We start from the raw sequence: 22361 nt of genomic DNA on the forward strand, positions 1-22361 counted from the left end.
CTGGCACATGGGCCTGCACAAGGGCGGTGACGCCGCCTGGACGCTGACGGCGACCGACGACGGCCACTACACGGTCCGCTCCACGGACAGCGGTCTGTGCCTGGACTCAACGCGCGGCAAGAAGCACCTGGGCGCGCCGCTCGAGGTGGGTGCGGAGCTCTCGCTCGGGACCTGCTCGGCGGGCTCACGGAGCGGGTGTCCGACGGCGCCGCGGTCCAGACCGTGCGGGGGACGGCGTTGCGGGCTCGCACCGCCTGACGTCCGCGCCTTCCTGTCACGACGCAACCCCGCCCGGGCACGTGTCCCGGGCGGGGCTCGCCGCACGAGGTGCGGTCACCGCGTGCGTGCGCTCAGATGCCGCACTGCGAGGCGGACCAGAAGTGGTTCGGCCCCTGGTTCACGTGGATGTGGTCGCCGTGGCCGGCGTAGCCCGGGCCGAGGATGCCCCGGAAGCCGTGGTTGCGGGCCTGCTTGGCGATGGTGCAGAGGGAGTGCGGCCCGGCGCCGAGGTCGACGGCGTCTCCGTAGAGATGGCGGCTGTTCGTGGCCCCGCCGACGGCCGCGTTGCAGGACGTGGAACGGAAGCCGCTGGTGACCCGGAGGGGCTGGTCGCCCAGCGCGTGCCGCAGGGCCTGCAGCTTCCACATGCTGCTCAGGGCGTTGGCCTTGGCCGTACCCGCCGCGACCGCACCGCCCGCCCAGGTGCTGTTGCACGTGTTCAGCTCGGGATAGGTGAAGTTGACGGGGGTGCAGTCGTTGTCCTGGAGCGCGTAGAGCTTGGCCTGCGTGGCCGGCCCGGCGACGCCGTCGGCGGCGAGGCCGTACGCGGACTGGAAACGCTGGACCGCGGCCTTGGTGGCGGGGCCGTAGGAGCCGTCGATGGCGAGCACGGAGTTGTATCCCGGATAGCCGGCCACCCGGATCTGGAGCTGGGTGACGTCGTTGCCGGTGGCGCCGGACGACAGGGTGCGGGTCCAGGTGAAACAGCCGTCGGCCTGCGCGGTGCCCGCGGTGACGACGGCGCCGCCGATGGCGAAGGCCATGGTCATGACAAGGCCGAGCAGCAGATGTGCGGTACGTCTGAGCATGGGGGTCTCCCTGCACGGTGAGGCGTAGAGGCGTGGCGTGGGACGAGCCTGGCGGAAGGGTCGACGCGCGTCAACTACGCGAGGGAGAACGCTGGTTGGCCAAGCCCCGTCCTCCTTCCGTACCCCTGACACGGAGAGGGCCCCGCCTGCGGCGGGGCCCTCTCCGAACAGCGGGGGAATCAGTCGTTCGGGACGACCTCGTAGCGCGGGGTGCCCTCGGCCATCTCCTTCAGCGCCGCCTTGCGGTCCCGCTTCGAGAGACGGTCGATGTAGAGGTAGCCGTACAGGTGGTCCGTCTCGTGCTGGAGGCAGCGCGCGAAATAGCCGCTGCCCCGGACCTTCACCGCGTTGCCCTGGGCGTCCTGACCGCGCACGACCGCGTAGTCGGGGCGCGCGAGCGCGGCGTACGCCGTGGGCACGGAGAGGCAGCCCTCGCTGGAGTCGTCGAGGTTGCGCTGCTCCGGGGCCAGGTCCTCCAGCACCGGGTTGCAGATCGCGCCGACGTGGCGGACCCCGTCGTCGTCCGGGCAGTCGTAGACGAAGACCTTGCGGTCCACGCCGATCTGGTTCGCCGCCAGGCCCACGCCCTGCGCGGTCCGCTGGCTGGCGAACATGTCGTCGATCAGCCGCGCCAGCTCGTCGTCGAACTCCGTGACGTCGGCGCACTCCTTGTGCAGAACCGGGTTGCCGACCACCGTGATGGGGCGGGAGGTGCCGCGCTCCCGGTGCGCCGCCTCGCGCGCCTCGCAGTCCTCGGTGTCCACGAGGAATCCCTCGTCGTCCACACCGGTCTGCTCGTCCGTCTCCTGCTGCGACATGTCCGCCGTTCGCCTTCCTGCAACCCTGTGACCCGTGAGTACCCGCACCGAATCGGTGCCCGTACAGCCTACGGGCACGGATCAGCAGACTTCTTCCAGATCCCGCCACTCGCGGCTGTCCGGGCTGTCCGCCACCCAGCCGTCCAGCAGACCGCGCACCAGCCCGGCCGGGGCCGCTATCCCGCACTCACGCTCCGGCACCCACAGGTCACCGGCCGTGCGGTGGCCCAGGGGCCCGGGGTGGCCCGGCTCACTGTGGTCGTGCGGGTCCAGGTGCTCGCCGTCGCCCTCGTCGCTCTCCATCGCGCTCTCCGAACACGCGCGGCAGAGCAGCCGCACGGAGGACGACCAGTCCTCCGCAGCGAACCCGGCGTCCGAGGCGAGCTTCTCCAGCGCGTCCCGGTCGGCCTCGGTGGCGGCCTCCAGGAGGACCACCCAGGTGGGGACGGGTGAGGGCGCCCACAGCTCGATCTCGTCGAAGACCGGGAACGACGGCCCGGCAGCCGTGATCCGCTCGCCGTTCGGCACACCGTCGTGCAGGACGACCTCGCCCCAGCGCCGCCCCGAGGACGGCAGCGGGATCGACAGCACCTCCAGCCGTGCCGGGTCCAGCCTGCGGCCCCAGACGACCTCGGCCTCGCCCTCGGGCGAGAGCCGCACGGCAGCGCTGCCCAGCTCCATGCCCGTGGGTTCGCTGTTGGCCGCCGCGTTGTGCTGACCGCTCCCCGGCACCCGCAGCCCGTAGGCCTGCCAGGCCCGGCGCGCCAGCGGCCAGTCCTGCAGCGCGGTGGCGGCGATCCCGACGTTCCACCAGTCCGGGGCCCCGGACTCCCGGTCGAGCAGGGCGACGGCGCGCAGGCCCGCGGCCCTCGCCTGCTCCCAGTCGTGCCGGAACTTGTGCAGCAGCGCCAGATTGAACCAGGACTCCGAGAGCCAGGGCTCCAGGTCCGCCGCGCGCGTCAGCAGCGCCCCCGCGTCCTCGTACCGGCCGTCGCCGATCAGCGTGAACGCGCGGTCCGTGGCCTGCCGCCAAGAGGCGGACGGCCGATGCCGTACCTTCCCGAAGATCCTCACGATTCCCGCCTGTCCCGACTGGACACCCTCGTTTTCCGCTCTCTTCGCATCCAACCATGCCCGGCCGGACGCTCGCTCATTACCCGTGGGTTACCCCGCCCCCACTGGAGCCGGGCCGCCCCGCGCCAGGACCCTGGCCAGTGCTTCCACCACCTGTGGCTGGTAGTCGCGGCCGGTGCCGAGCCTGAGCTGCTCCAGCGCGCGCAGGGACCCCTTGACGCCTTCCCCGCACAGGTCGTCGTACGCGTTGACCGCACGGACGATCCTTGCGGAGGTCTGCTGTTCCCGGTACGGATCCGCCTGCTGCTCCACCACCACGGCGACCGCGGGGTCCACCCCGGTCTGGCGGACCACCGCCCCTCCGAGCAGCGCGATCCTGCGCTGCTCGGCTGCCGGGAGGACGGCCGTCGCCCCGTCCGCCACCGGGTCGACCAGCGAGAGCTGCCCGATGTCGTGCATCAGCGCCGCGTACTCCAGCACGGTCAGCTCGGGGCCGGTGAGCCCCAGCTCGCGCCCGACTGCCGTCGAGAGCCCGGCCACCCTGCGGGCGTGCCCGTGCGGGGTGTAGCCCGCGATCTCCGTGGACCGGGCCAGCGACGCGATGGTCTGCCGGTACGTCGTACGGACGGCGGCGTACCGGCGGAACGAGACCTGGGTGAGCAGCAGCGGTACGCACAGGACGGGCAGCGCCCACAGCCCCGCGACGGCGACCCCCAGCGCCATCACGGCTCCGGTCGCGCAGACCGCGGAACCGATACCGCTGAGCGCGCGGAGTTCGTCACGGAGCTGCGGCCCGTACGGACGGGAGGTCCCGGCCGTGAGGGCCGCGAGGACGGCGTCGCAGAGGGCGGTGAGCACGAGCAGTACGAGCAGGAAGAGTGCGAAGTAAGGCCCCTCGCCGAACCAGCGCTCCGACAGCCCCGCGTGCTGGAGCGGCTGGAAGCACACGGCGGCGAAGGCCGCGGCCAGCACACGGCGGGCCGCCTGGTCGGGCCCCGGGCCGCTGCCCCGTGCCAGGTGGGGTACGGAGGCGAGCAGCTGCGCCGCCACGACGACGGTGATCACCTGGAGCACGCCGTGCGCCGTCTCCTGTCCCGCGCTGCGCCCGAGCAGGGCGTACGCCAGCGCACCGGCCGCTCCCAGCGGCGCGGGCTCCCGCTCACCGGGCAGGGCGCCCCAGCGGGCCAGCTCACCCACGGTGACCAGGACTCCGAATGCGAGGGCGTGGCCGGGCTCGACCACGCCGTTCCACAGGGTGTGCCCGAGCGCTACGGCCGCGAGGACCAGGGCGGCGCCACGGACCGCGAGGACGGCCGGCGACGGGTGGAGCGGGCTCACCGGGGCCGCCCGTGCCGGTCCGGCGACCCCGCGGCGGGCGGCCGCGACCCGGCCCGCTGCCGCGGCAGCCCGGCCGGCTCCTCCTCCGAGGTGACCGTGTTGGCCGCCGCGGACCAGCCGTGGCGTTCCAGGGCGCGCGCCAGCGCCCCGACCATGCGCGGGTCGAACTGGCTCCCCGCGCAGCGCCTCAGCTCCTCCACCGCCGCGGGGACAGGCCGCCCGCGCCGGTAGGAGCGGGTCGAGGTCATCGCGTCGAAGGCGTCCGCGACGGCGACGACCCGGGCGAACTCCGGGATCCGGTCCCCGGCGAGGCCGTACGGATAACCGCTGCCGTCGAGCCGCTCGTGGTGGTGCAGGATCGCGGCGCGCGCCTCGTCCAGGAAACCGATGCCCCGGACGATCTCGTGGCCGTACTCCGGGTGCAGCTCGATGACGCGGCGCTCCTCGGGGGTGAGCGGCCCGTCCTTGCGCAGGACCCGGGTGGGGACGCCGAGCTTGCCGACGTCGTGCAGGATGCCGGCGAAGCGGAGCGCTTCCATCCGGTCCTCCTCCATGCCCAGTTCGCGGGCGATCAGCTCGGAGGCGCGGCCGACCCGCTCGCTGTGTCCTCGGGTGTAGCCGTCCTTGATGTCGACGGCCTGGACGAGCGCCCTGATGGTGGCGCGGTGAGCGGCGTGCTGGCGGTGGTACTGCGCGAAGACCCAGCAGGAGATGTACATCGGCAGCAGGACGACCAGCGCGGACAGCGGGCCGTAGGAGCTGTGCCACAGGACGGCCATCATCAGCCCCGCGAGCGCGTGCACCAGATGCGGCCCCACGGAGCGGGCCGGCAGTCCGCGCCAGGCGTGCCTGACGGCCACGCGCTCGGCCGTGACGAGGATCGAGCCGTCCAGCGCGGCCAGCACCAGACTGAAGACGAGAGCCGCCGCGCAGGCCGGCACGAGGGCGTACGGGAGATCGGGCGCGACGCCCCCCGAGGCACCGCCGAGCGTGGCGGGACCGCCCAGGAACGCGTACGTCCAGGAGGCCGCCCCCACGGTCAGTGCGAGCTGTGCGGCCCGCCAGACACGGCGGGCCGTGGCGGGCGGGCGCTCCACCCGGCCCGCGAGCGCGCCGGGTACGGCGACGAGCGCGGCGGCGGAGGGGGGCAGCAGGAAGGCCGCGGCGAGCAGCAGGGGAAAGAACGATCCGGCACCGATCGGCACGGAACTGCCGAAGAAGGGGCAGCGGCCCGGAAGTTCACAGGCCAGGTAGAGCGCCGCGAGGAGTGCGAGGGTCTCCCAGGGCGTGGCCGCCCCCGGGGACAGCGCGGGAAGAGCGCAGAGCGCGGCGCCGACCGCCGCGCACAGGATGTGGACGCGTGCCGCCCCCGGTGTGCCCCTCACCCGAACCGCCCGCCCCCAGCCTGGTCAATAGAGGCGCCAGGCTAGCGAGTTGGGGTTCGACCGGGGCCCGAACGGGCCCGGTTAGCACGTTCGGGTGACACGACCGGGTGGGTTCAGCGGGCGGCGCACCGGCGGAGAGCCGTCACTCGGCGGTGGCCGGACGATCGGCGCCCACGGTCACGTCCTGCTCGGGCACGGCGTGACCGGAACGGATCAGGTCGATCCGTCCCATCACCTTCGAGCGCAGGTCGGCCGGGACGTCGTCCTGTCCGCAGCAGCGCTTGACCAGCTTCTTCACGGCCTGCTCCAGGCCGTACTTCTCCAGGCACGGGGAGCACTCCTCGAAGTGCACCTCGAACTTGGTGCAGTCGCCCTCGGGCATCTCATGGTCGAGGAACTCGTAGAGATGATCGAGAACCTCTGAGCAGTCCGTCTCGTGCGGCTCTCCGCAGCTCATGAGGCCGAGCCTTTCCTGTCGTCCGACTCACCGGCTCCGGCCGGGACGAGCCCGCGCTCACGCGCGTAGTCCTCCAGCATGCCGCGCAGCTGACGGCGCCCCCGGTGCAGCCGGGACATCACCGTACCGATGGGTGTCCCCATGATGTCCGCGATCTCCTTGTAGGCAAAGCCCTCTACATCGGCGAGATACACGGCGATGCGGAACTCCTCGGGGATCGACTGCAGCGCGGACTTCACGTCGGAGTCCGGCAGGTGGTCGAGCGCCTGGGACTCCGCCGAGCGCAGACCGGTCGACATGTGCGACTCCGCACGCGCCAGCTGCCAGTCCTCGATCTCCTCGGCGGCGCTCCGCTGGGGTTCACGCTGCTTCTTGCGGTACGAGTTGATGAAGGTGTTGGTGAGAATGCGGTACATCCACGCCTTGAGGTTCGTGCCCTCACGGAACTGGTGGAAGGAGCCGTACGCCTTCGCGTACGTCTCCTGCACCAGGTCCTCGGCGTCCGCCGGGTTGCGCGTCATGCGCAGGGCGGCCGAGTACATCTGGTCCAGATATCCGAGGGCGTCCCGCTCGAAGCGCGCGTTGCGCTCGGCGGTCGTCTCCTGCGCACGGCCGTCGTCGGTCCCTGTGTCGGTCCCAGTGACCGGACCCACCTCCTCCAACGATGTGGCGGAGCCGAAACCGGACCCGCTCGCATCGGAGAATAGTCGACCTTGCTCCCGTGCGGGCTGTCGATCGGTTCCGCCCGGGGCGCGCGCCGGAGTGCTCTTGGCCGCGTGAAGCACCGTCCACTCCAGCTCTGCGGCGTTCGAGCGGCTCGGGCAGATGGTCGAACCCATGCGACGGACTCCCTCTCCACGTACGACGTTGCTGTACCGACACCAGCCACAACAGCCGCCCCGCACGGCGCATTCCCGGGGTCGGGGGCGCGCGCCGGGAGTGTGAGGGGAACAACGTCAGGAGAGCCCGCCGAGCCGGTCGGCCACACGTCAGGAGAGCCCGCCGAGCCGGTCGGCCACACGTCAGGAGAGCCCGCCGAGCCACTCGGCCACGGCGCCGGCGAGGTCGTCCATCGCCTGATCCTGGGTCAGCGGCGCCTTCTTCGGCACGGCGAAGCCATGGTCCGCGTACGGCACCTCGACGAGCGCGTGCTCCCCGGGCGGGAACTCCTCCGGCCGCCCGAAGGGGTCACGGCCGCCCTGCACGACGAGGGTGGGGACGCCGGCGCCGAGCAGCTCGTCCGCGCGGGACTTCTCCGGCTTTCCCGGAGGGTGCAGCGGGAAGCTCAGGGCGAGGACCGCGCGGGCGCCGAGCTCCGTCGCCGTACGGCAGGCCACCCGGGCGCCCGCGCTGCGTCCCCCGGAGACGACGGGCAAGCCCGGGGCCGTCAGGGTGGGCCACACGCCCCGCCAGCCGGTGTCCAGGGTCCGGGGGGCGGGCGCCAGCTTCTTCCCGGCCACCCGCCAGGGCTGCTCCACCAGGGCCACGGTCACCCGGTGGTCCGGCAGCACGGCGGCCAGGGCCTGGAGGTCGCGGGCCTCGATGCCGCCGCCGGCGCCGTGGCTGACGGCGAGCACCAGACGGGCCCTCTTCGCGGGGAGCCAGGTGATCCTGGCCTCTCCGGCGTCCGTGCCGACGCTCTCGGTCTTCCGCGCTGTCGCTGTAGTACGGCTCACGGCACCCATCCTGCCGGGTCAGAAGAGCGTGCTCTCCTCCGGCGCGGCCAGCTCCTCCAGGAGTTCCGGACCGTTGTTGCGGACGTTGCTGACGGCGGTGGCCACCGGATAGGCCCGCATCAGCCCGCCGGGCGGAGGCTCCAGCAGCGCCTTCAGCTCCTCGACGCCGGTGTGCGAGGGGTCGAGCCAGTCGTCCCAGCGGTCCGGGGTCAGCATCAGCGGCATCCGGGGGTGGATGTCGGAGAGCGACGCGGGTCCCTCGGCGGGGGCGACGGCGAGCGGGGCCGTCTCGGCCTCGGTGGTGATCACCGAGCAGGTCACCCACCAGGCCCCCGGGTGGTCGTCGGGGAGTGTCCGGTCGCGCCAGAACTCGTACAGGCCCGCCATGGCGAAGACGGAGCCGTCGGCGGGGGTCACGAAGTACGGCTGCTTGCGGGGCCGCTTCTTCCCGACCTTCTCCTCCAGCCGGCGCTCGTCGGTGCCCGTGACCCACTCGTAGTAGCCGTCGGCGGGCAGGATGCAGCGCCTCGACACGAAGGGGCGGCGGAAGGACGGCTTCTCGTGGACCGTCTCCGCACGGGCGTTGATCATGCGGGCGCCGCCTTCCGGCGACTTCGACCAGGACGGCACGAGTCCCCATTTCAGTGCGCGCAGCTGGCGAACCGGACGCTGGTCGTCCGCGTCCTTCACAGGACGGTCCAGAACCGCGTAGACCTCCTTGGTCGGCGCGACGTTCCAGTCGGGCTCCAAGGTCTCGGTGGGTTCCCACTTCTCCACGCCGAAGAGCCCGGCCAGATCTTCCGGCCGTCGGCTCGCTGCATACCGTCCGCACATAAGTGCCAGACTGCCACGACCCGCCAGTCGAGTGGATGCCGATTCCCCTCGATCACCTCAAGGAGCCGCCCGCACCATGGACAGCACCGACCTCGGCGATCTGTGGGATCGCGTCTTCGGGACCCAGCCCGCGCCCGAGCAGTGGCTGGTGGTCGTCACGGCCACGGCGGCGCTCGTCGCGGTGGTCCCGAACCTCATATGGCGGCTCTCACGCAACGCGATCACCATCGCGCACGAGGGAGGGCACGGCCTGGTGGCCCTGCTCACCGGCCGCCAGTTGTCCGGCATCCGGCTGCACTCGGACACCAGCGGCCTCACCGTCAGCCGCGGGAAGCCCACCGGCATCGGCATGATCCTCACCGCGGCGGCGGGCTACACGGCGCCACCGCTGCTCGGCCTCGGCGGCGCCTGGCTGCTGGCCGACGGCCGGATCACGCTGCTGCTGTGGCTGGCGACGGCGCTGCTGGCGGTGATGCTGGTGATGATCCGCAATCTGTACGGGGCGCTGACGGTCATCCTCACGGGTACGACCTTCCTGCTGGTGTCCTGGCTGACCTCGGCCGACGTCCAGTCGGCCTTCGCGTACACCGTGGTCTGGTTCCTGCTGCTCGGGGGCGTGCGCCCGGCGTTCGAGCTGCAGTCCAAGCGCAGGTACGGCGGCGCCCCCGACTCCGACGCCGACCAGCTCGCCAGGCTGACGCACGCGCCGGCCGCGATCTGGCTCTTCCTCTTCCACGCCGTGTCGCTCTGCTCGCTGATCGGCGGCGGACGCTGGCTCCTCGGGCTGTGAGCACGCCCGATCGGCCGAGGCCGGGAACCCGCCTCTATCACCCTTGTATTGCGCCCCGGTTTCATACCTTTTGTTCAGGATCTGGGATTGCGCTGAGCCACTAAAGTGAGGGGCATGACCGAAAGTTCCGTGCACCCCGCCCTCTGGCCCGCCCCCCGAGCTACCGGGGCCGTCGACGCGACCGTCACCGTGCCCGGATCGAAGTCGGTCACCAATCGCGCCCTCGTCCTCGCCTCGCTCTCCTCCGAGCCGGGCTGGCTGCGCCGCCCGCTGCGCTCCCGCGACACCCTGCTGATGGCGCAGGCGCTCCGCGCGATGGGCGTCGGTATCGAGGAGGGCGTGGGCCCGGACGGCTCGGGCGAGGCCTGGCGGGTCATCCCCGCCGGTCTGCACGGCCCGGCGCGGGTGGACGTCGGAAACGCGGGAACGGTGATGCGTTTCCTGCCCCCCGTGGCCTGCCTCGCGGACGGCCCCGTCCACTTCGACGGGGACCCGAGGTCGTACGAGCGCCCACTGCACGGCGTGATCGGCGCGCTGAAGTCCCTGGGCGCCCGGATCGACGACGACGGCCGGGGGACCCTGCCGCTGACCGTGCACGGGGCGGGCGCGCTGGACGGCGGACCGGTGTCGATCGACGCCTCCTCGTCCTCCCAGTTCGTCTCCGCGCTGCTGCTGTCCGCACCCCGGTTCAACCAGGGCGTGGAGGTACGCCACACGGGCTCGGCGCTGCCCTCGATGCCCCACATCCGGATGACCGTCGACATGCTGCGCTCGGTCGGCGCCCAGGTCGACGAGCCGGAGTCGGGCGGCGAGCCGAACGTCTGGCGGGTCTCCCCCTCCGCACTGCTGGGCCGGGACCTGACCGTCGAGCCCGACCTCTCCAACGCCCAGCCGTTCCTGGCCGCCGCCCTGGTGACCGGGGGCCGGGTCACGATCCCCGACTGGCCGCTGCGGACCACCCAGCCGGGTGACGCGCTGCGCGAGATCTTCACCGCAATGGGTGGCGCGTGCGAGCTGACCGAGCGCGGTCTGACCTTCACGGGCTCGGGTGCGGTCCACGGCATCGACGTCGACCTGGGCGAGGTCGGCGAACTGACCCCGGGCATCGCGGCCCTCGCCGCCCTCGCGGACTCCCCGTCCACCCTGAGCGGGGTGGCCCACCTCCGGCTGCACGAGACCGACCGGCTGGCCGCGCTCACCAAGGAGATCAACGCACTCGGCGGTGACGTCACGGAGACCGCCGACGGCCTGCGCATCAACCCCCGCCCGCTGCACGGCGGCACCTTCCACACGTACGACGACCACCGCATGGCGACCGCGGGCGCGATCATCGGCCTCGCCGTCGCCGGGGTGGAGATCGAGAACGTCGCCACGACGGCCAAGACCCTGCCGGACTTCCCGGACATGTGGAACGGCATGCTCGGGGAACCCTCCGGCGCCGTCGGCGTCTCGTCGGGGGCGCTCGGCGCACCGGCCGGCGGGCGCGGGGTCTGAGGACATGCGCCGCTACGGGAAGAACCCCGACGAGGACGACATCCGCGTCCGCCCCAACCCCAAGGGCAACAGGCCCCGTACGCACACCCGCCCCAAGCACGAGGACGCCCAGGACGGCATGGTCCTCACGGTCGACCGGGGCAGGCTCACCTGCCTGGTCGAGGACCGTACGGTGACGGCCATGAAGGCCCGCGAACTGGGCCGCAAGGCCGCCGTGGTGGGCGACCGGGTCTCCCTGGTGGGCGACCTCTCGGGCGCCAAGGACACCCTGGCGCGCATCGTGCGGATCGGTGCGCGCACGTCGGTGCTGCGCCGCACGGCGGACGACGACGACCCGTTCGAGCGAGTGGTCGTGGCCAACGCCGACCAGCTGGCGATCGTCACCGCGCTCGCCGACCCGGAACCCCGCCCGCGCATGATCGACCGCTGCCTGGTGGCGGCGTACGACGGTGGGCTCACCCCCCTCCTGGTGCTGACCAAGTCCGATCTGGCCTCGGCGGACAAGCTCCTGGAGGCGTACACCCCGCTGGGTGTCCCGTACGTCGTGACCAGCCGCGAGGAGCTGGAGAACGGGGACGCCGCCGAGCAGGTGCGGGAGCTGCTGAACGACCGGGTGACCGCGTTCGTCGGTCACTCCGGGGTCGGCAAGACGACGCTCGTCAACGCGCTGGTGCCGAAGGACCGGCGGCGGACGACCGGAGTGGTCAACGCCGTCACGGGGCGCGGCCGGCACACCACCACGTCGGCGCTCGCCCTGCCGCTGCCGGACGGCCGCGGCTGGGTGGTCGACACCCCGGGCGTGCGGTCGTTCGGTCTGCACCACGTCGACCCCTCCCGGGTGATCAACGCCTTTCCCGATCTCCAGCCGGGCACGGAGAACTGCCCGCGCGGCTGCACCCACGACGGCCACGAGCCGGAGTGCGCCCTGGACGCGTGGGTCGCGGAGGGGCACGCCGATCCGGCGCGGCTCGACTCGCTGCGGAGGCTGCTGGAGACGCGGGAGCGGCGCGAGGGCGACTGAGCCACGGCACCGCCCGACGCGCGCACGTTTGCGAGCTCCGTCGGTTGGTAAGGGCATAATCGCGCAGGCGGTACATCGCTAAGGCGGTACATCGCGCAGGCGGGACGAGGCATCACCGACGTGGGAGGCACCTGACGATGGCGTGGTTGCTGGTCGTGGTCGCCGGACTGCTCGAGACCGGCTTCGCCGTGTGTCTGAAGCTCTCGCACGGGTTCACCCGGCTCTGGCCGACGATCGCGTTCTGCGCGTTCGCCCTCGGCAGCTTCGGTCTGCTGACGATGGCTCTCAAGAAGCTCGACGTCGGTCCCGCGTACGCGGTGTGGACGGGTATCGGAGCGGCGGGGACGGCGATCTACGGGATGGTCTTCCTCGACGACGTGGTCTCGGCTCTCAAGCTGGTGTCGATCTCGCTGGTGATCATCGGTGTGATCGGTCTCCAGCTGTCGGGTTCCGCGCACTGAGCTCCGGTGCCGGCGACGGCACCAGCGCGTAGGAGACGGCCAGCCGGAGCGCGATCTCGCAGCTCAGCTCCAGCTCCGCAGGGTCGCGCGGCTGGGGCCCTCCTTGCAGCGCGGCCACGGCACGGTCGCGGACGAGCGTGAGCAGTTCGGTGGCCGTGGGCGGCGCCGCGTCGGCGCGCCGCCCCTCGGGCGGCTCCCCCGGACGGGGCAGGTCCTCCCCCCAGACGCCCGTGATCAGGGCCATGACCAGGACGTTCGCGCGTGCCGCCCGGACCGTGCAGCGAGCGAGTTCCGCCGGCCCCTCCCCTCGGGCACGGGCGGATCCGAGCGCCTGTTCCACGTCGGCCAGATAGCTGTCGGCCGCCCGCCGGATCAGCGCGCGGGCCAGACCGTCCTTGCTGCCGAACTCGTTGTAGAGGGTCTGCCGGGAGACCCCTGCGCGGGCCGCCACGTCGACCATGCGCACGGCCGTCCAGGGCAGGGTGGAGAGCGCCGAGAGTGCGGAGTCCAGCAGTGCTTCACGCGCCGAGGGCATCGTCGCCTCCCACGCCGGGGACCTGCGCATCAGAGTTGACGCGCCCCGGGGCACTGTCAAGGGTCCGCGCACAGCGGCCACCCCGCACGGGCCCGTGTAGCCCGGGCGGGTGGCTGTGGATACTGTGACGGCATGCCCGACTACCACGATGATCTGCGCCTGGCCCACGTACTGGCGGACGCCGCCGACGCGGCGACGATGGACCGGTTCAAGGCTCTGGACCTCAAGGTCGAGACGAAGCCGGACATGACCCCGGTGAGCGAGGCCGACAAACACGCGGAGGAGCTGATCCGCGGGCACCTGCACCGGGCCCGTCCGCGTGACGCGATCCTGGGCGAGGAGTACGGGATCGAGGGCACCGGCCCCCGGCGCTGGGTCGTCGACCCGATCGACGGCACGAAGAACTACGTACGGGGTGTCCCCGTATGGGCGACGCTGATCTCCTTGATGGAGGCGGGCGAGGACGGCTTCCAGCCGGTGGTCGGTGTGGTGTCGGCTCCCGCGCTGAACCGCCGCTGGTGGGCGGCGAAGGGCGCCGGTGCCTTCTCCGGCCGGAGCCTGACGTCGGCGACCCGGCTGCAGGTGTCGAAGGTCGAGCGGATCGCGGACTCGTCGTTCGCCTACGCCTCGATGACCGGCTGGGAGGAGCAGGGCCGCCTGGACGGCTTCATGGATCTGACGCGGGCCGTCTGGCGCACGCGCGGTTACGGGGACTTCTGGCCGTACATGATGGTCGCCGAGGGTTCGGTGGACATCTGCGCGGAGCCGGAGCTCTCCCTGTGGGACATGGCGGCGAACGCGATCATCGTCCAGGAGGCGGGCGGGCGGTTCACCAGCCTGGACGGGGTGTCGGGCCCGGGCGGCGGCAACGCGGCGGCGTCCAACGGCCTGCTCCACCACGAGCTCCTGGGCTATCTCAACCAGCGCTACTGAGCGCCGCCGAGGCCCGCTGAGGAACGTCCCGCGTTCCCCCGCGGCCGGGGAACGTCCCGCGTCCCCCCGCGGCCGCCCCCTTGTTGAGTCACCGCCTGGGTGCGACTCTGGGAGTCCCCCCACTTGTGAACTTGTGAATCGCCTCACGAAGGCCGCCGCACCCAGCCTCCCGAGGCCGGCTTCACAGGATCACTCCCTCAAGGAGGTGGCTCCCCGCATGCTTGTCCGTGACGCCATGAGCACCCTGGTCCTCACCATCGGCCCTGCCCACACACTCCGCCAGGCGGCCCGGCTGATGTCGGCCCGCCGCGTCGGAGCGGCTGTCGTCCACGACCCGGACACCTGCGGCCTCGGCATCCTCACCGAGCGCGACATCCTCGACGCCGTCGGCGCCGGACTGGACCCCGATGTCGAGACCGCGTCCACCCACACCACCACCGACGTGGTCTTCGCCTCTCCCGTCTGGACCCTCGAGGAGGCCGCCGACGCCATGACGCACGGCGGATTCCGGCATCTGATCGTGCTGGACGGTGACGGCCCCGTCGGCATCGTCTCGGTGCGCGACATCATCAGGTGCTGGGTGCCGGCCCGGCGGGCCCGGGCCGAAATGGCGCTCTGAGCGGCCCGCCCCGGCCCGCCGACGACAGCGGGCCGGACCCCCGGAGCATCTCCCGGAAATCCGGCCCACCACCTACGGCAAGCGCCCGTGTCAGCCACGCAGGGCCTGGACCGCGGCTTCGAGCCCCTTGCCGAAGTCCGGATCCGCCTGACGGAAGTTGTTGATCGCGCGCTCGGCGATGTCGTCGCGCGACACCTTGGAGATGAACCCGGAGAGGTTGTCGATCAGCCGGACCTTCTCGTCCTCCGTCATCAGCCGGTAGAGGTTGCCGGCCTGTACGAAGTCGTTGTCCTCGGAGTGGACCGGCGTCGCGTGGTTGCCCGTACCGCCCGTGACGGGAACGGGCTGCCAGAGCGGCCGGTCCGTCTGGGACGGCCCACCGAAACTGTTCGGCTCGTAGTTCTTCGCACCCTTGTGACGGCCGTCGTACAGGTAGCCGTCACGGCTGTTGGTGCGCGCCTCGGTGGCGTGCGGGCGGTTCACCGGCAGGTGGTCGGCGTTGATGCCGACGCGGTAGCGGTGGGCGTCGCCGTACGCGAAGAGGCGGCCCTGGAGCATCTTGTCGGGGGACGGACCGATGCCGGGCACGAAGTGCGCCGGGCTGAAGATCGACTGCTCGACCTCGGCGAAGACGTTCTCCGGGTTGCGGTTGAGTTCCAGCTTGCCGATCTCGATCGGCGGGTAGTCCGCGTGCGGCCACACCTTGGTGAGGTCGAACGGGTTGAAGCGGTAACCCGCCGCCTCGGCCGCCGGCATGATCTGGACCTGCACGGTCCAGCTCGGGAAGTCACCCCGCTCGATGGACTCACGCAGGTCACGCTGGTGGCTGTCCGGGTCCACACCGGAGAGGCGCACGGCCTCATCGGCGGTGAGGTTCTTGATCCCCTGGTCGGTCTTGAAGTGGTACTTGACCCAGAAGACCTCGCCGGCCTCGTTGTTCCACTGGAACGTGTGCGAGCCGAAGCCGTCCATGTGACGGTACGAGGCGGGGATGCCCCGGTCACCGAAGAGCCAGGTCACCTGATGGGTGGACTCGGGTGACAGACCCCAGAAGTCCCAGACGTTGTCCGCCTCCTGCGAGCCGGTGTACGGGTCGCGCTTCTGGGTGTGGATGAAGTCGGGGAACTTGATGGCGTCCCTGATGAAGAACACCGGGGTGTTGTTGCCGACGAGGTCGTAGTTGCCCTCCTCGGTGTAGAACTTCAGCGCCCAGCCGCGGGGGTCGCGTGCCGCGTCGGCGGAGCCGAGGTTCCCCGCCACGGTGGAGAAGCGCAGGAAGGTCTCGGTCTGCTTGCCGACCTCCGAGAGGAAGGCGGCCCGGGTCCACTGCGAGACGTCCCGGGTCAGCGTGAAGGTGCCGTACGCACCGGCGCCGCGGGCGTGCACGACGCGCTCCGGGATGCGCTCGCGGTTGAAGTGGGCGAGCTTCTCGAGAAGCGCCTGGTCCTGGACGAGAACCGGTCCGCCCGGACCGGCGGTCTCACTGTTCTGGTTGTCGGCCACCGGAGCGCCGGCCTCCGTGGTGAGCGGTCCCTGGGTCACGCGCGCCTCCTGCGTCATGTCCTGCGCAGCGTCGTTCCCTGCACAGCGTGTTTCTCGGCCGCAGCCTGTCCTTGGCCAATACGTAAATGATCCTACAATAGACTTTGTCTAAGTCAAACAGGCATCTAAAGTCACACCGACTCGGAACTCGGGGCCTTCCGCTGTTACGCTGAGCTCTATGAGTGACCTCCTGGAACGACTTCGTGGACGCGGCTGGCGCATGACGGCACAGCGGCGCGTGGTGGCCGAGGTTCTCGAGGGGGACCATGTACATCTGACGGCGGACGAGGTCCACGCGAAAGCCGTCGCCCGGCTCCCCGAGATCTCCCGGGCCACCGTGTACAACACGCTGGGCGAGATGGTGTCCCTCGGGGAGGTCATCGAGGTCACCACCGACCGCCGGGCGAAGCGGTACGACCCCAACGCCCATCGCCCCCACCACCACCTGGTGTGCGGGCGCTGCGGCGCGATCCGGGACGTGCACCCGTCCGGCAACCCGCTGGCGGACCTGCCCGACGACGAGCGCTTCGGCTTCACGGTGTCGGACGTCGAGGTGACCTACCGCGGCATCTGCCCGAACTGCTCCGCCACGGCCTGAGCCCCGGCGCCCGGCGGACCTTCGCCGGGCGCGGTCAATTCCGCGGTCTCCTCACGGGCGGCCTTTGCACGGGCATACGACTGAGGCCCGGATCCTTGGAAGGATCCGGGCCTCAGTCTTCAGTAGCGGGGACAGGATTTGAACCTGCGACCTCTGGGTTATGAGCCCAGCGAGCTACCGAGCTGCTCCACCCCGCGTCGTTGTGATTGCAACTCTACGGCACCCACACCGGCCGGAGCAAATCCATTCGCCGGACACCCGTGCGCGCCCATGGCCGACCGGCCGGGGTCACGCGGTGAGCTCCTGGTGCAGCGCCTCCAGCAGACGCGCCGCCCGCTCGGTCACCTCCGCCGGCCCCAGCTCGACCGCCCGGGCACACCAGCGCTGCCCCTCGGTCAGCTCGCCCCGGCGGGCGGCCAGCAGCGCGAGACGCAGGGCGGCGCGGCCGTGTCCGTCGTTGGCGGCACGGCTCCACCAGAAGGCCGCCTCGCGCTCACTGCCCTCGCGGGCGAGCAGCAGGCCGAGGTTGAACGCCCCGTTGCGGCTGCCCGACTCGGCGGCCTCGCGGTACCAGCGCGCGGCGCTCGCCATGTCGCCGCGCGCCGCCGCGAGCATCCCGGCCCTGACCTGGGCACGGCGGTGGCCCTGCTCGGCCGCCCTCTCGTACCACTCCTCGCACTCGGTCTTCTCCGGCATCTGCTCCCCGAGGGCCGGGGGCCCCGGGGCCGGCTGGCGCAGGTCGAGGACGCCCGCCAGCCGGAAGGCGGCCTCGGCGCTGCCGCCGCCCGCGGCGCAGCGCAGATGGCGCTCCGCCTGCCGCTCGTCGCCGTCCCGCAGCAGGGCCATGCCGACCTGGAGCGCGGCGTCGGTGTGCCCGGCCGCCGCCGCCCGCTGGTACCAGCCGAGCGCCGCGCGGTCCTCGTCCCGGCCGGCGTGCAGGATGCCGAGGTTGAACGCGGCGTCCACACTGCCGGCCTCCGCCGCCTTGGAGAACCAGGGTTCGGCCCCGGTCGCGTCCCCGGCCTGGAGCAGCAGCACGGCCAGCGCGTTCGCGGCCTCCCGGTGCCCGGCGTAGGCGGCCCGGCGGTACCACTGCTCGGCCTGCGGGATCCGGTCCTGGGCGGCGCAGAGCAGACCGAGGTTGTAGGCGCCGTTGACGTCTCCGGCGTCCATGGCGGCGCGGTACCAGCGCTCGGCGGTCTGCTGCTCACCCCTGGCCGCGTGCAGGGCGCCCAGGGCGTTGGCGGCGTTGCCGTCGCCGTCCTGGGCGGCGCGCAGCCACCACACGGCCGCGCTCTCCTCGTCGCCCGCGTCACGCAGCAGGAAACCGAGGGCGCAGGCCGCCCGGGGCTCGCCGTCCTTGGCGGCCGTGAGATACCAGCGGCCGGCCTCCTTCAGCTCGCCGCGCTGCTCGAGGATGGCGCCGAGGTGCAGGGCGGCACGGCGGTGGCCCCGCGCCGCCGCCTGGCGGTACCACTGCTCGGCCTCGCCGACGCGTCCGGAACCGGGGCCCGCGACGGGGCCGTCCGGCCTCGCCGGCGGCCCTGCGTCCAGCACCCGGCGGCCGTCGCCCACGACGCGGCCCAGGCCGAAGGCATCGTGCGCGTCGCCGGCGGCGTTGCGCTCGATCGTCCGCGCCAGGCGGTACGCGGCCTCCCTGTGCCCCTGTTCCGCGGCGGCGCGCAGCCAGCGCTCGGCCCCGGCGTCACCGCGGTGCTCCAGCAGGTCCGCCAGCGCGTACGCGCCCAGCGCGTGGCCCTGTTCGGCGGACTGGCACAGCCAGTACTCGGCGCCGGGCTCGTCCCCGCGCTCCCGGAAGTGGCGGCCGAGGGCGTGTGCCGCGGCGGCGGAGCCGGCGACAGCGGCGATGCGCCACCACCCGGCCGCCTCGTCTGCGTAACCCCTCTGGTGCAGGAGCACGCCGAGATTGTTGGCTGCGGCCCGGTCGCCCTCGGCGGTGGCCGCGCGTAGGTGGACCTCGGCTCCGTCCAGGTCACCACGGCGCAGCAGGAGAGCGCCCAGGACGCTCATCGACGCCGTGTCACCGGCCTCCGCGGCACGCCGGTGCCGGGCCTCGGTCTCGTCGGCGTGGTCCGTGCCGTCCGCGGTGTCCGTGCTCCCGGTGGTGTCCGCGTGTCCGGTCGTCTCTGCGCTCTCCACGCCGGCAGCCGCCTCGGCGACGTCCACGCCGGAGGCGGCGGCCTCGCGGGCGCCGTCGGCGATGTCAGAGGTCCCGGCCAGGGCAGCGGCGAATGCCGCATCTGCGGTGCTTTCCGTCTTCCGGCCGCGTCGCTGCACAAACCGCCCTGTCTCCAACAGAGTTGCCCTGTCCCCCATAAATACCATCGTCGCACCACCTGCTACCCGCGTACACCTGGTATACCGCGGCCAGTGAAGTCACTTCGGCGTTTTGTCGACATGCCCACAGAGAGACAAGTGAAACACGACTGACCCCAACTCATGCCCCGCGAACCGCACTTCACGCCGACAACTTGAGAAAGGCCCGTGACATGGCGAAGGCCCGGATCCCAAAGGATCCGGGCCTTCGCCTTTCAGTAGCGGGGACAGGATTTGAACCTGCGACCTCTGGGTTATGAGCCCAGCGAGCTACCGAGCTGCTCCACCCCGCGTCGTTGTGTTCAAACCGTACCACGACGCGGGGTGAACATTTCTCAACTGCCCTGGTCGTCGCCCTCCGGCTTCTTGGCGCCCTCGGTCGGCGACGCGCCGCCCGCCCCGTCGGGCTGAGCCGCCGCCGCCCGTTCGAGGGCCTTCTGGAGGTCGGCCTGGGCCTTGCCGTAGGCCTCCCAGTCCTGTTCCTTGAGAGCCGTCTCGCCGGCCGTGTACGCCTTCTGGGCGTCCGCGATGGCCTTCTTCAGAGCCGCTTCCCCGGTGGCCGGGGGCTCCGTGGTGTCACCCGGTGGCTCGTCCGGCTCGGTCGGCGGTGTCGTCGTATCGGAGTCCTCGACCCCGAACACCGCGTTCAGCGCTTCGCCGAGACTGTTCTCGAACACGATCTTCGAGCCGTACGAAGCGGCGACCTTGCGCAGCAGCGGGTAGTTCTGCGTACCACCGCGCGTGTACACCGGTTCGATGTAGAGGAAGCCTCCGTCGAGCGGCACCGTGAGCAGGTTGCCGTACTCGATGTCCGAGTCGGTGCCCTTCAGGTTCCTCACGAACTCGGCGACGTCGTCGTTGCCGTTGAGCTCACTCTGTACCTGGCCGGGGCCCTTGATCGTACTGGTGACTCTCAGGAGTCTGATCGTGCCGTAGTCCTTGCTGGCCGCGTCCGCGTCCACCGCCATGAACGCCCCCAGGTTGGGACGCCCCTTCGGGGTGAAGGTCGTGGTCAGGGAGAACTTCTGCGCGTCCTGGTCCGGCATCTTCATGCTCAGGTAGTACGGCGGGACGGAACCGGGTTCCTTGTTGGTGGGGTCGTCCGGCACCTGCCACGCGTCACTGCCGCTGTAGAACTGCGCGGGGTTCTCGACGTGGTACCGCGTCAGCAGCTCACGCTGGACCTTGAACAGGTCCTGCGGGTAGCGCAGGTGGTCCATGAGCTCCTGCGGGATGTCCGCGCGGGGTTCCACCGTGCCGGGGAACGCCTTGCGCCACGTCTTGAGCACCGGGTCCTCGGTGTCCCACTCGTAGAGCTTGACCTTGCCGTCGTACGCGTCGACGGTGGCCTTCACCGAGTTCCGGATGTAGTTGACCTGGTTCTGCTGGGCGACGACCGCGCGCTGGTTGGTGGTCAGCGAGTCGGCCGTGGTGTCACCGAGCGTCGTACGCGAGGCGTACGGGTAACCGTTGGTCGTGGTGTACGCGTCGACGATCCACTGGATCCGGCCGTCGACGACCGCCGGGTAGGCGTCGCCGTCGATCGTCAGCCAGGGCGCGACCGCCTCGACGCGCTCCTTGGGGGTGCGGTTGTAGAGGATCCGCGAGCCCTCGCCGATGGCTCCCGAGTACAGGATCTGCGGTTCGCTGAACGACACGGCGTAGGCCGCCCGGTTGAAGGCGTTGGAGAGACTGATCCCGCTGTCGCCCTCGTAACTGGTGGTCTTCTCGCCGTCCTCCTCGTAGTCGAGCTCCTTCTGGGGCCCGCCCACGATGGAGTACTGCTCGGTCTTCTCGCCGTAGTAGACCCGCTGCTCGTACTTGCCCAGCTCGCCCGTGGTGGGCAGGCCCGACTCCGTGAAGTCGGGGGATCCCGCCGGGTTGGTGCCCGTCGTGGTGCCCCGGGCCGCGATGACGCCGTAGCCGTGGGTGTACGTGAAGTGGTCGTTGATCCAGTTCCTCTTGGGGAGGCCCTGGAGGTTCAGCTCGCGCAGGCCGACGACGGTGTCCTGCTCCTTGCCGTCCTCACCCTTGTAGCGGTCGACGTCCAGCGTCTTGGGGAACTGGTAGTAGTTCCTCTTCTGCTGGAGCTGCTGGAACGCGGGCGAGACGACGTTCGGGTCCATGACGCGGTAGCTGGCGGCCGCGTCCGCGCTCGCCCTCAGCTTGGTGCTGTCGTCGGTCGTGCTGGTGCCCGTGTAGTCGTCGACCTTCGCGTCGTCGATGTCGTAGGCGTCGCGCGTCGCATCGATGTTCTTCTGGATGAACGGCGCTTCCTTGGCCTGCTCGTTGGGCTGGACCTGGAACTTCTGCACGATCGCCGGGTAGAGCCCGCCGATCAGGATCGCCGAGAGCACCATCAGACCGAAGCCGATCACCGGCAGCTGCCAGGTGCGGCGCCAGAGCGTCGCGAAGAACAGCACGGCGCAGATGACCGCGATGCAGAACAGGATCGTCTTCGCCGGCAGGTAGGCGTTGGCGTCGACGTACCGCAGGCCGGTCCAGTTGTCCGTGGCCTTGAAGTCACTGGACTTCACCGCCAGGCCGTACCGGTCGAGCCAGTACGCCACGGCTTTCAGGGCGACGAAGACGCCGAGCAGCACGGAGAGATGACCCGTCGCGGCACCCGTGGCACGCGCGCCGGGGCTGGTGATCCGCAGCCCGCCGTAGAGGTAGTGGGTCAGCGCCGCCGCGATCAGCGACAGCACCACCGCGGCGAAGCCGAATCCGAGCAGGAAGCGATACCACGGCAGGTCGAAGGCGTAGAAGGCGACGTCCAGCTTGAACTGGGGGTCCTTCTGGCCGAACGGCACGCCGTTGACGTACATCAGCCAGGTGCGCCACTGACCGGACGCCGAGGCGCCGGCGATCAGACCGACGAGAGCGGTGACCGCGAGCAGCACCCACTTCTTGTACGGCGCGACGCTCATCCTGTAGCGGTCCAGGCTCTGCTGCTCCAGCGACATCGCGCTCAGCGGCGGCCTGAGCCGGTGCGCGAGCCAGATGTTCACACCGATGGCGACGGCCATCAGCAGTCCGAAGACGAGGAACAGCCCGATCTTGGTCCACAGAGTGGTGGTGAAAACAGACGAATACGCGACCGACCTGTACCAGAGCCAGTCCGTCCAGAACCCGGCGAACATGACGAAGGCCATGGCGAGGACCGCCAGGACACCCAATGTCATGAGCAGGGTACGGACGCGCCGGGACGGGCGGCCGACTCTGATCCGTGGCCCGGTCGGGCCTCCGCCGCGGTCCGGCATCTGGAAAGCCAACGTGCGCACCTCGAAGTTCGCGGTCGTGTGAAGCAGGCCCAGCGATCGTAGAGCCCACCTATGCAACTTACTGAGGCTTTACCTAG

20 protein-coding genes and 2 tRNA genes are annotated in these 22361 nt (G+C 71.2%); 7 read left to right on the plus strand and 15 right to left on the minus strand.

Annotated elements, in window-relative coordinates:
* Window positions 1-350 precede the first annotated feature (350 nt).
* The 9 genes from AB0P41_RS17895 to AB0P41_RS17935 form a co-directional block, all read right to left on the minus strand.
* Window positions 351-1088 (minus strand): D-Ala-D-Ala carboxypeptidase family metallohydrolase, encoded by a 738-nt coding sequence (locus AB0P41_RS17895; RefSeq protein ID WP_356716794.1) that lies wholly within the window; start codon window positions 1086-1088, stop codon window positions 351-353.
* A gap of 179 nt (window positions 1089-1267) precedes the next feature.
* Window positions 1268-1906, minus strand: a complete 639-nt coding sequence (gene def / locus AB0P41_RS17900) for a peptide deformylase (protein ID WP_356716796.1) — start codon at window positions 1904-1906, stop codon at window positions 1268-1270.
* An 81-nt stretch (window positions 1907-1987) separates the two neighbouring features.
* Window positions 1988-2980, minus strand: a complete 993-nt coding sequence (locus tag AB0P41_RS17905; protein ID WP_356716798.1) for a hypothetical protein — start codon at window positions 2978-2980, stop codon at window positions 1988-1990.
* A 90-nt stretch (window positions 2981-3070) separates the two neighbouring features.
* Window positions 3071-4318, minus strand: coding sequence for a metal-dependent phosphohydrolase (locus AB0P41_RS17910; RefSeq protein ID WP_365932806.1), 1248 nt, complete (start codon window positions 4316-4318; stop codon window positions 3071-3073).
* A complete protein-coding gene (locus AB0P41_RS17915; protein WP_365932808.1) occupies window positions 4315-5703 on the minus strand; it encodes an HD-GYP domain-containing protein in 1389 nt (462 codons plus the stop codon). The genes AB0P41_RS17910 and AB0P41_RS17915 overlap by 4 nt, the downstream gene beginning before the upstream one ends.
* Window positions 5704-5845: 142 nt before the next feature.
* Entirely contained in the window at window positions 5846-6160 is a 315-nt protein-coding gene (rsrA, locus tag AB0P41_RS17920; RefSeq protein WP_356716803.1) for a mycothiol system anti-sigma-R factor, read from the minus strand.
* Complete coding sequence (locus AB0P41_RS17925; RefSeq protein WP_033298180.1) at window positions 6157-6813, minus strand: sigma-70 family RNA polymerase sigma factor; 657 nt, start codon at window positions 6811-6813, stop codon at window positions 6157-6159. The genes rsrA and AB0P41_RS17925 overlap by 4 nt, the downstream gene beginning before the upstream one ends.
* Window positions 6814-7182: 369 nt before the next feature.
* Window positions 7183-7836, minus strand: a complete 654-nt coding sequence (locus AB0P41_RS17930; protein ID WP_356716805.1) for an alpha/beta family hydrolase — start codon at window positions 7834-7836, stop codon at window positions 7183-7185.
* A gap of 18 nt (window positions 7837-7854) precedes the next feature.
* Complete coding sequence (locus tag AB0P41_RS17935; protein ID WP_356716807.1) at window positions 7855-8670, minus strand: SOS response-associated peptidase; 816 nt, start codon at window positions 8668-8670, stop codon at window positions 7855-7857.
* Window positions 8671-8746: 76 nt separating this feature from the next.
* Here AB0P41_RS17935 and AB0P41_RS17940 point away from each other — a divergent pair, with 76 nt between their 5' ends.
* From AB0P41_RS17940 to AB0P41_RS17955, 4 genes are all read left to right on the plus strand, one after another.
* On the plus strand, window positions 8747-9460 hold the full coding sequence (locus tag AB0P41_RS17940) for a M50 family metallopeptidase (RefSeq protein WP_356716808.1): 714 nt from the start codon (window positions 8747-8749) through the stop codon (window positions 9458-9460).
* A gap of 114 nt (window positions 9461-9574) precedes the next feature.
* Window positions 9575-10954 (plus strand): 3-phosphoshikimate 1-carboxyvinyltransferase, encoded by a 1380-nt coding sequence (gene aroA / locus AB0P41_RS17945; protein WP_356716810.1) that lies wholly within the window; start codon window positions 9575-9577, stop codon window positions 10952-10954.
* Window positions 10955-10958: 4 nt separating this feature from the next.
* Window positions 10959-11975, plus strand: a complete 1017-nt coding sequence (gene rsgA / locus AB0P41_RS17950; protein WP_356716812.1) for a ribosome small subunit-dependent GTPase A — start codon at window positions 10959-10961, stop codon at window positions 11973-11975.
* A gap of 137 nt (window positions 11976-12112) precedes the next feature.
* A complete protein-coding gene (locus AB0P41_RS17955) occupies window positions 12113-12436 on the plus strand; it encodes a multidrug efflux SMR transporter (protein ID WP_356716814.1) in 324 nt (107 codons plus the stop codon).
* Here the strand turns inward: AB0P41_RS17955 and AB0P41_RS17960 are convergent.
* Window positions 12393-12971 carry a TetR/AcrR family transcriptional regulator gene (locus AB0P41_RS17960; RefSeq protein WP_365932812.1) on the minus strand — a complete coding sequence of 193 codons (579 nt, stop codon included), beginning with the start codon at window positions 12969-12971 and terminating at the stop codon, window positions 12393-12395. The genes AB0P41_RS17955 and AB0P41_RS17960 overlap by 44 nt on opposite strands.
* 132 nt (window positions 12972-13103) lie before the next feature.
* Between AB0P41_RS17960 and hisN the strand changes: the two genes are divergently transcribed.
* Window positions 13104-13904 (plus strand): histidinol-phosphatase, encoded by an 801-nt coding sequence (gene hisN / locus AB0P41_RS17965; RefSeq protein ID WP_356716817.1) that lies wholly within the window; start codon window positions 13104-13106, stop codon window positions 13902-13904.
* A 217-nt stretch (window positions 13905-14121) separates the two neighbouring features.
* Complete coding sequence (locus AB0P41_RS17970; RefSeq protein ID WP_356716819.1) at window positions 14122-14523, plus strand: CBS domain-containing protein; 402 nt, start codon at window positions 14122-14124, stop codon at window positions 14521-14523.
* 90 nt (window positions 14524-14613) lie between these two features.
* On the opposite strand, the gene AB0P41_RS17975 is transcribed toward AB0P41_RS17970, so the two are convergent.
* Window positions 14614-16065, minus strand: coding sequence for a catalase (locus AB0P41_RS17975; protein WP_365932814.1), 1452 nt, complete (start codon window positions 16063-16065; stop codon window positions 14614-14616).
* Between the two features lie 178 nt (window positions 16066-16243).
* Here AB0P41_RS17975 and AB0P41_RS17980 point away from each other — a divergent pair, with 178 nt between their 5' ends.
* On the plus strand, window positions 16244-16663 hold the full coding sequence (locus AB0P41_RS17980; protein ID WP_356716823.1) for a Fur family transcriptional regulator: 420 nt from the start codon (window positions 16244-16246) through the stop codon (window positions 16661-16663).
* 123 nt (window positions 16664-16786) lie between these two features.
* Here AB0P41_RS17980 and AB0P41_RS17985 read toward each other — a convergent pair.
* The 4 genes from AB0P41_RS17985 to AB0P41_RS18000 form a co-directional block, all read right to left on the minus strand.
* A tRNA-Met gene (locus tag AB0P41_RS17985) sits at window positions 16787-16860 on the minus strand.
* 91 nt (window positions 16861-16951) lie between these two features.
* On the minus strand, window positions 16952-19009 hold the full coding sequence (locus AB0P41_RS17990) for a sel1 repeat family protein (protein WP_365932816.1): 2058 nt from the start codon (window positions 19007-19009) through the stop codon (window positions 16952-16954).
* 210 nt (window positions 19010-19219) lie between these two features.
* Window positions 19220-19293, minus strand: a tRNA-Met gene (locus AB0P41_RS17995).
* A 42-nt stretch (window positions 19294-19335) separates the two neighbouring features.
* A complete protein-coding gene (locus AB0P41_RS18000) occupies window positions 19336-22263 on the minus strand; it encodes a UPF0182 family protein (protein WP_356716837.1) in 2928 nt (975 codons plus the stop codon).
* Window positions 22264-22361: the final 98 nt, after the last annotated feature.

Source organism: Streptomyces sp. NPDC079167, from assembly GCF_040686735.1.
GTDB lineage: Bacteria > Actinomycetota > Actinomycetes > Streptomycetales > Streptomycetaceae > Streptomyces.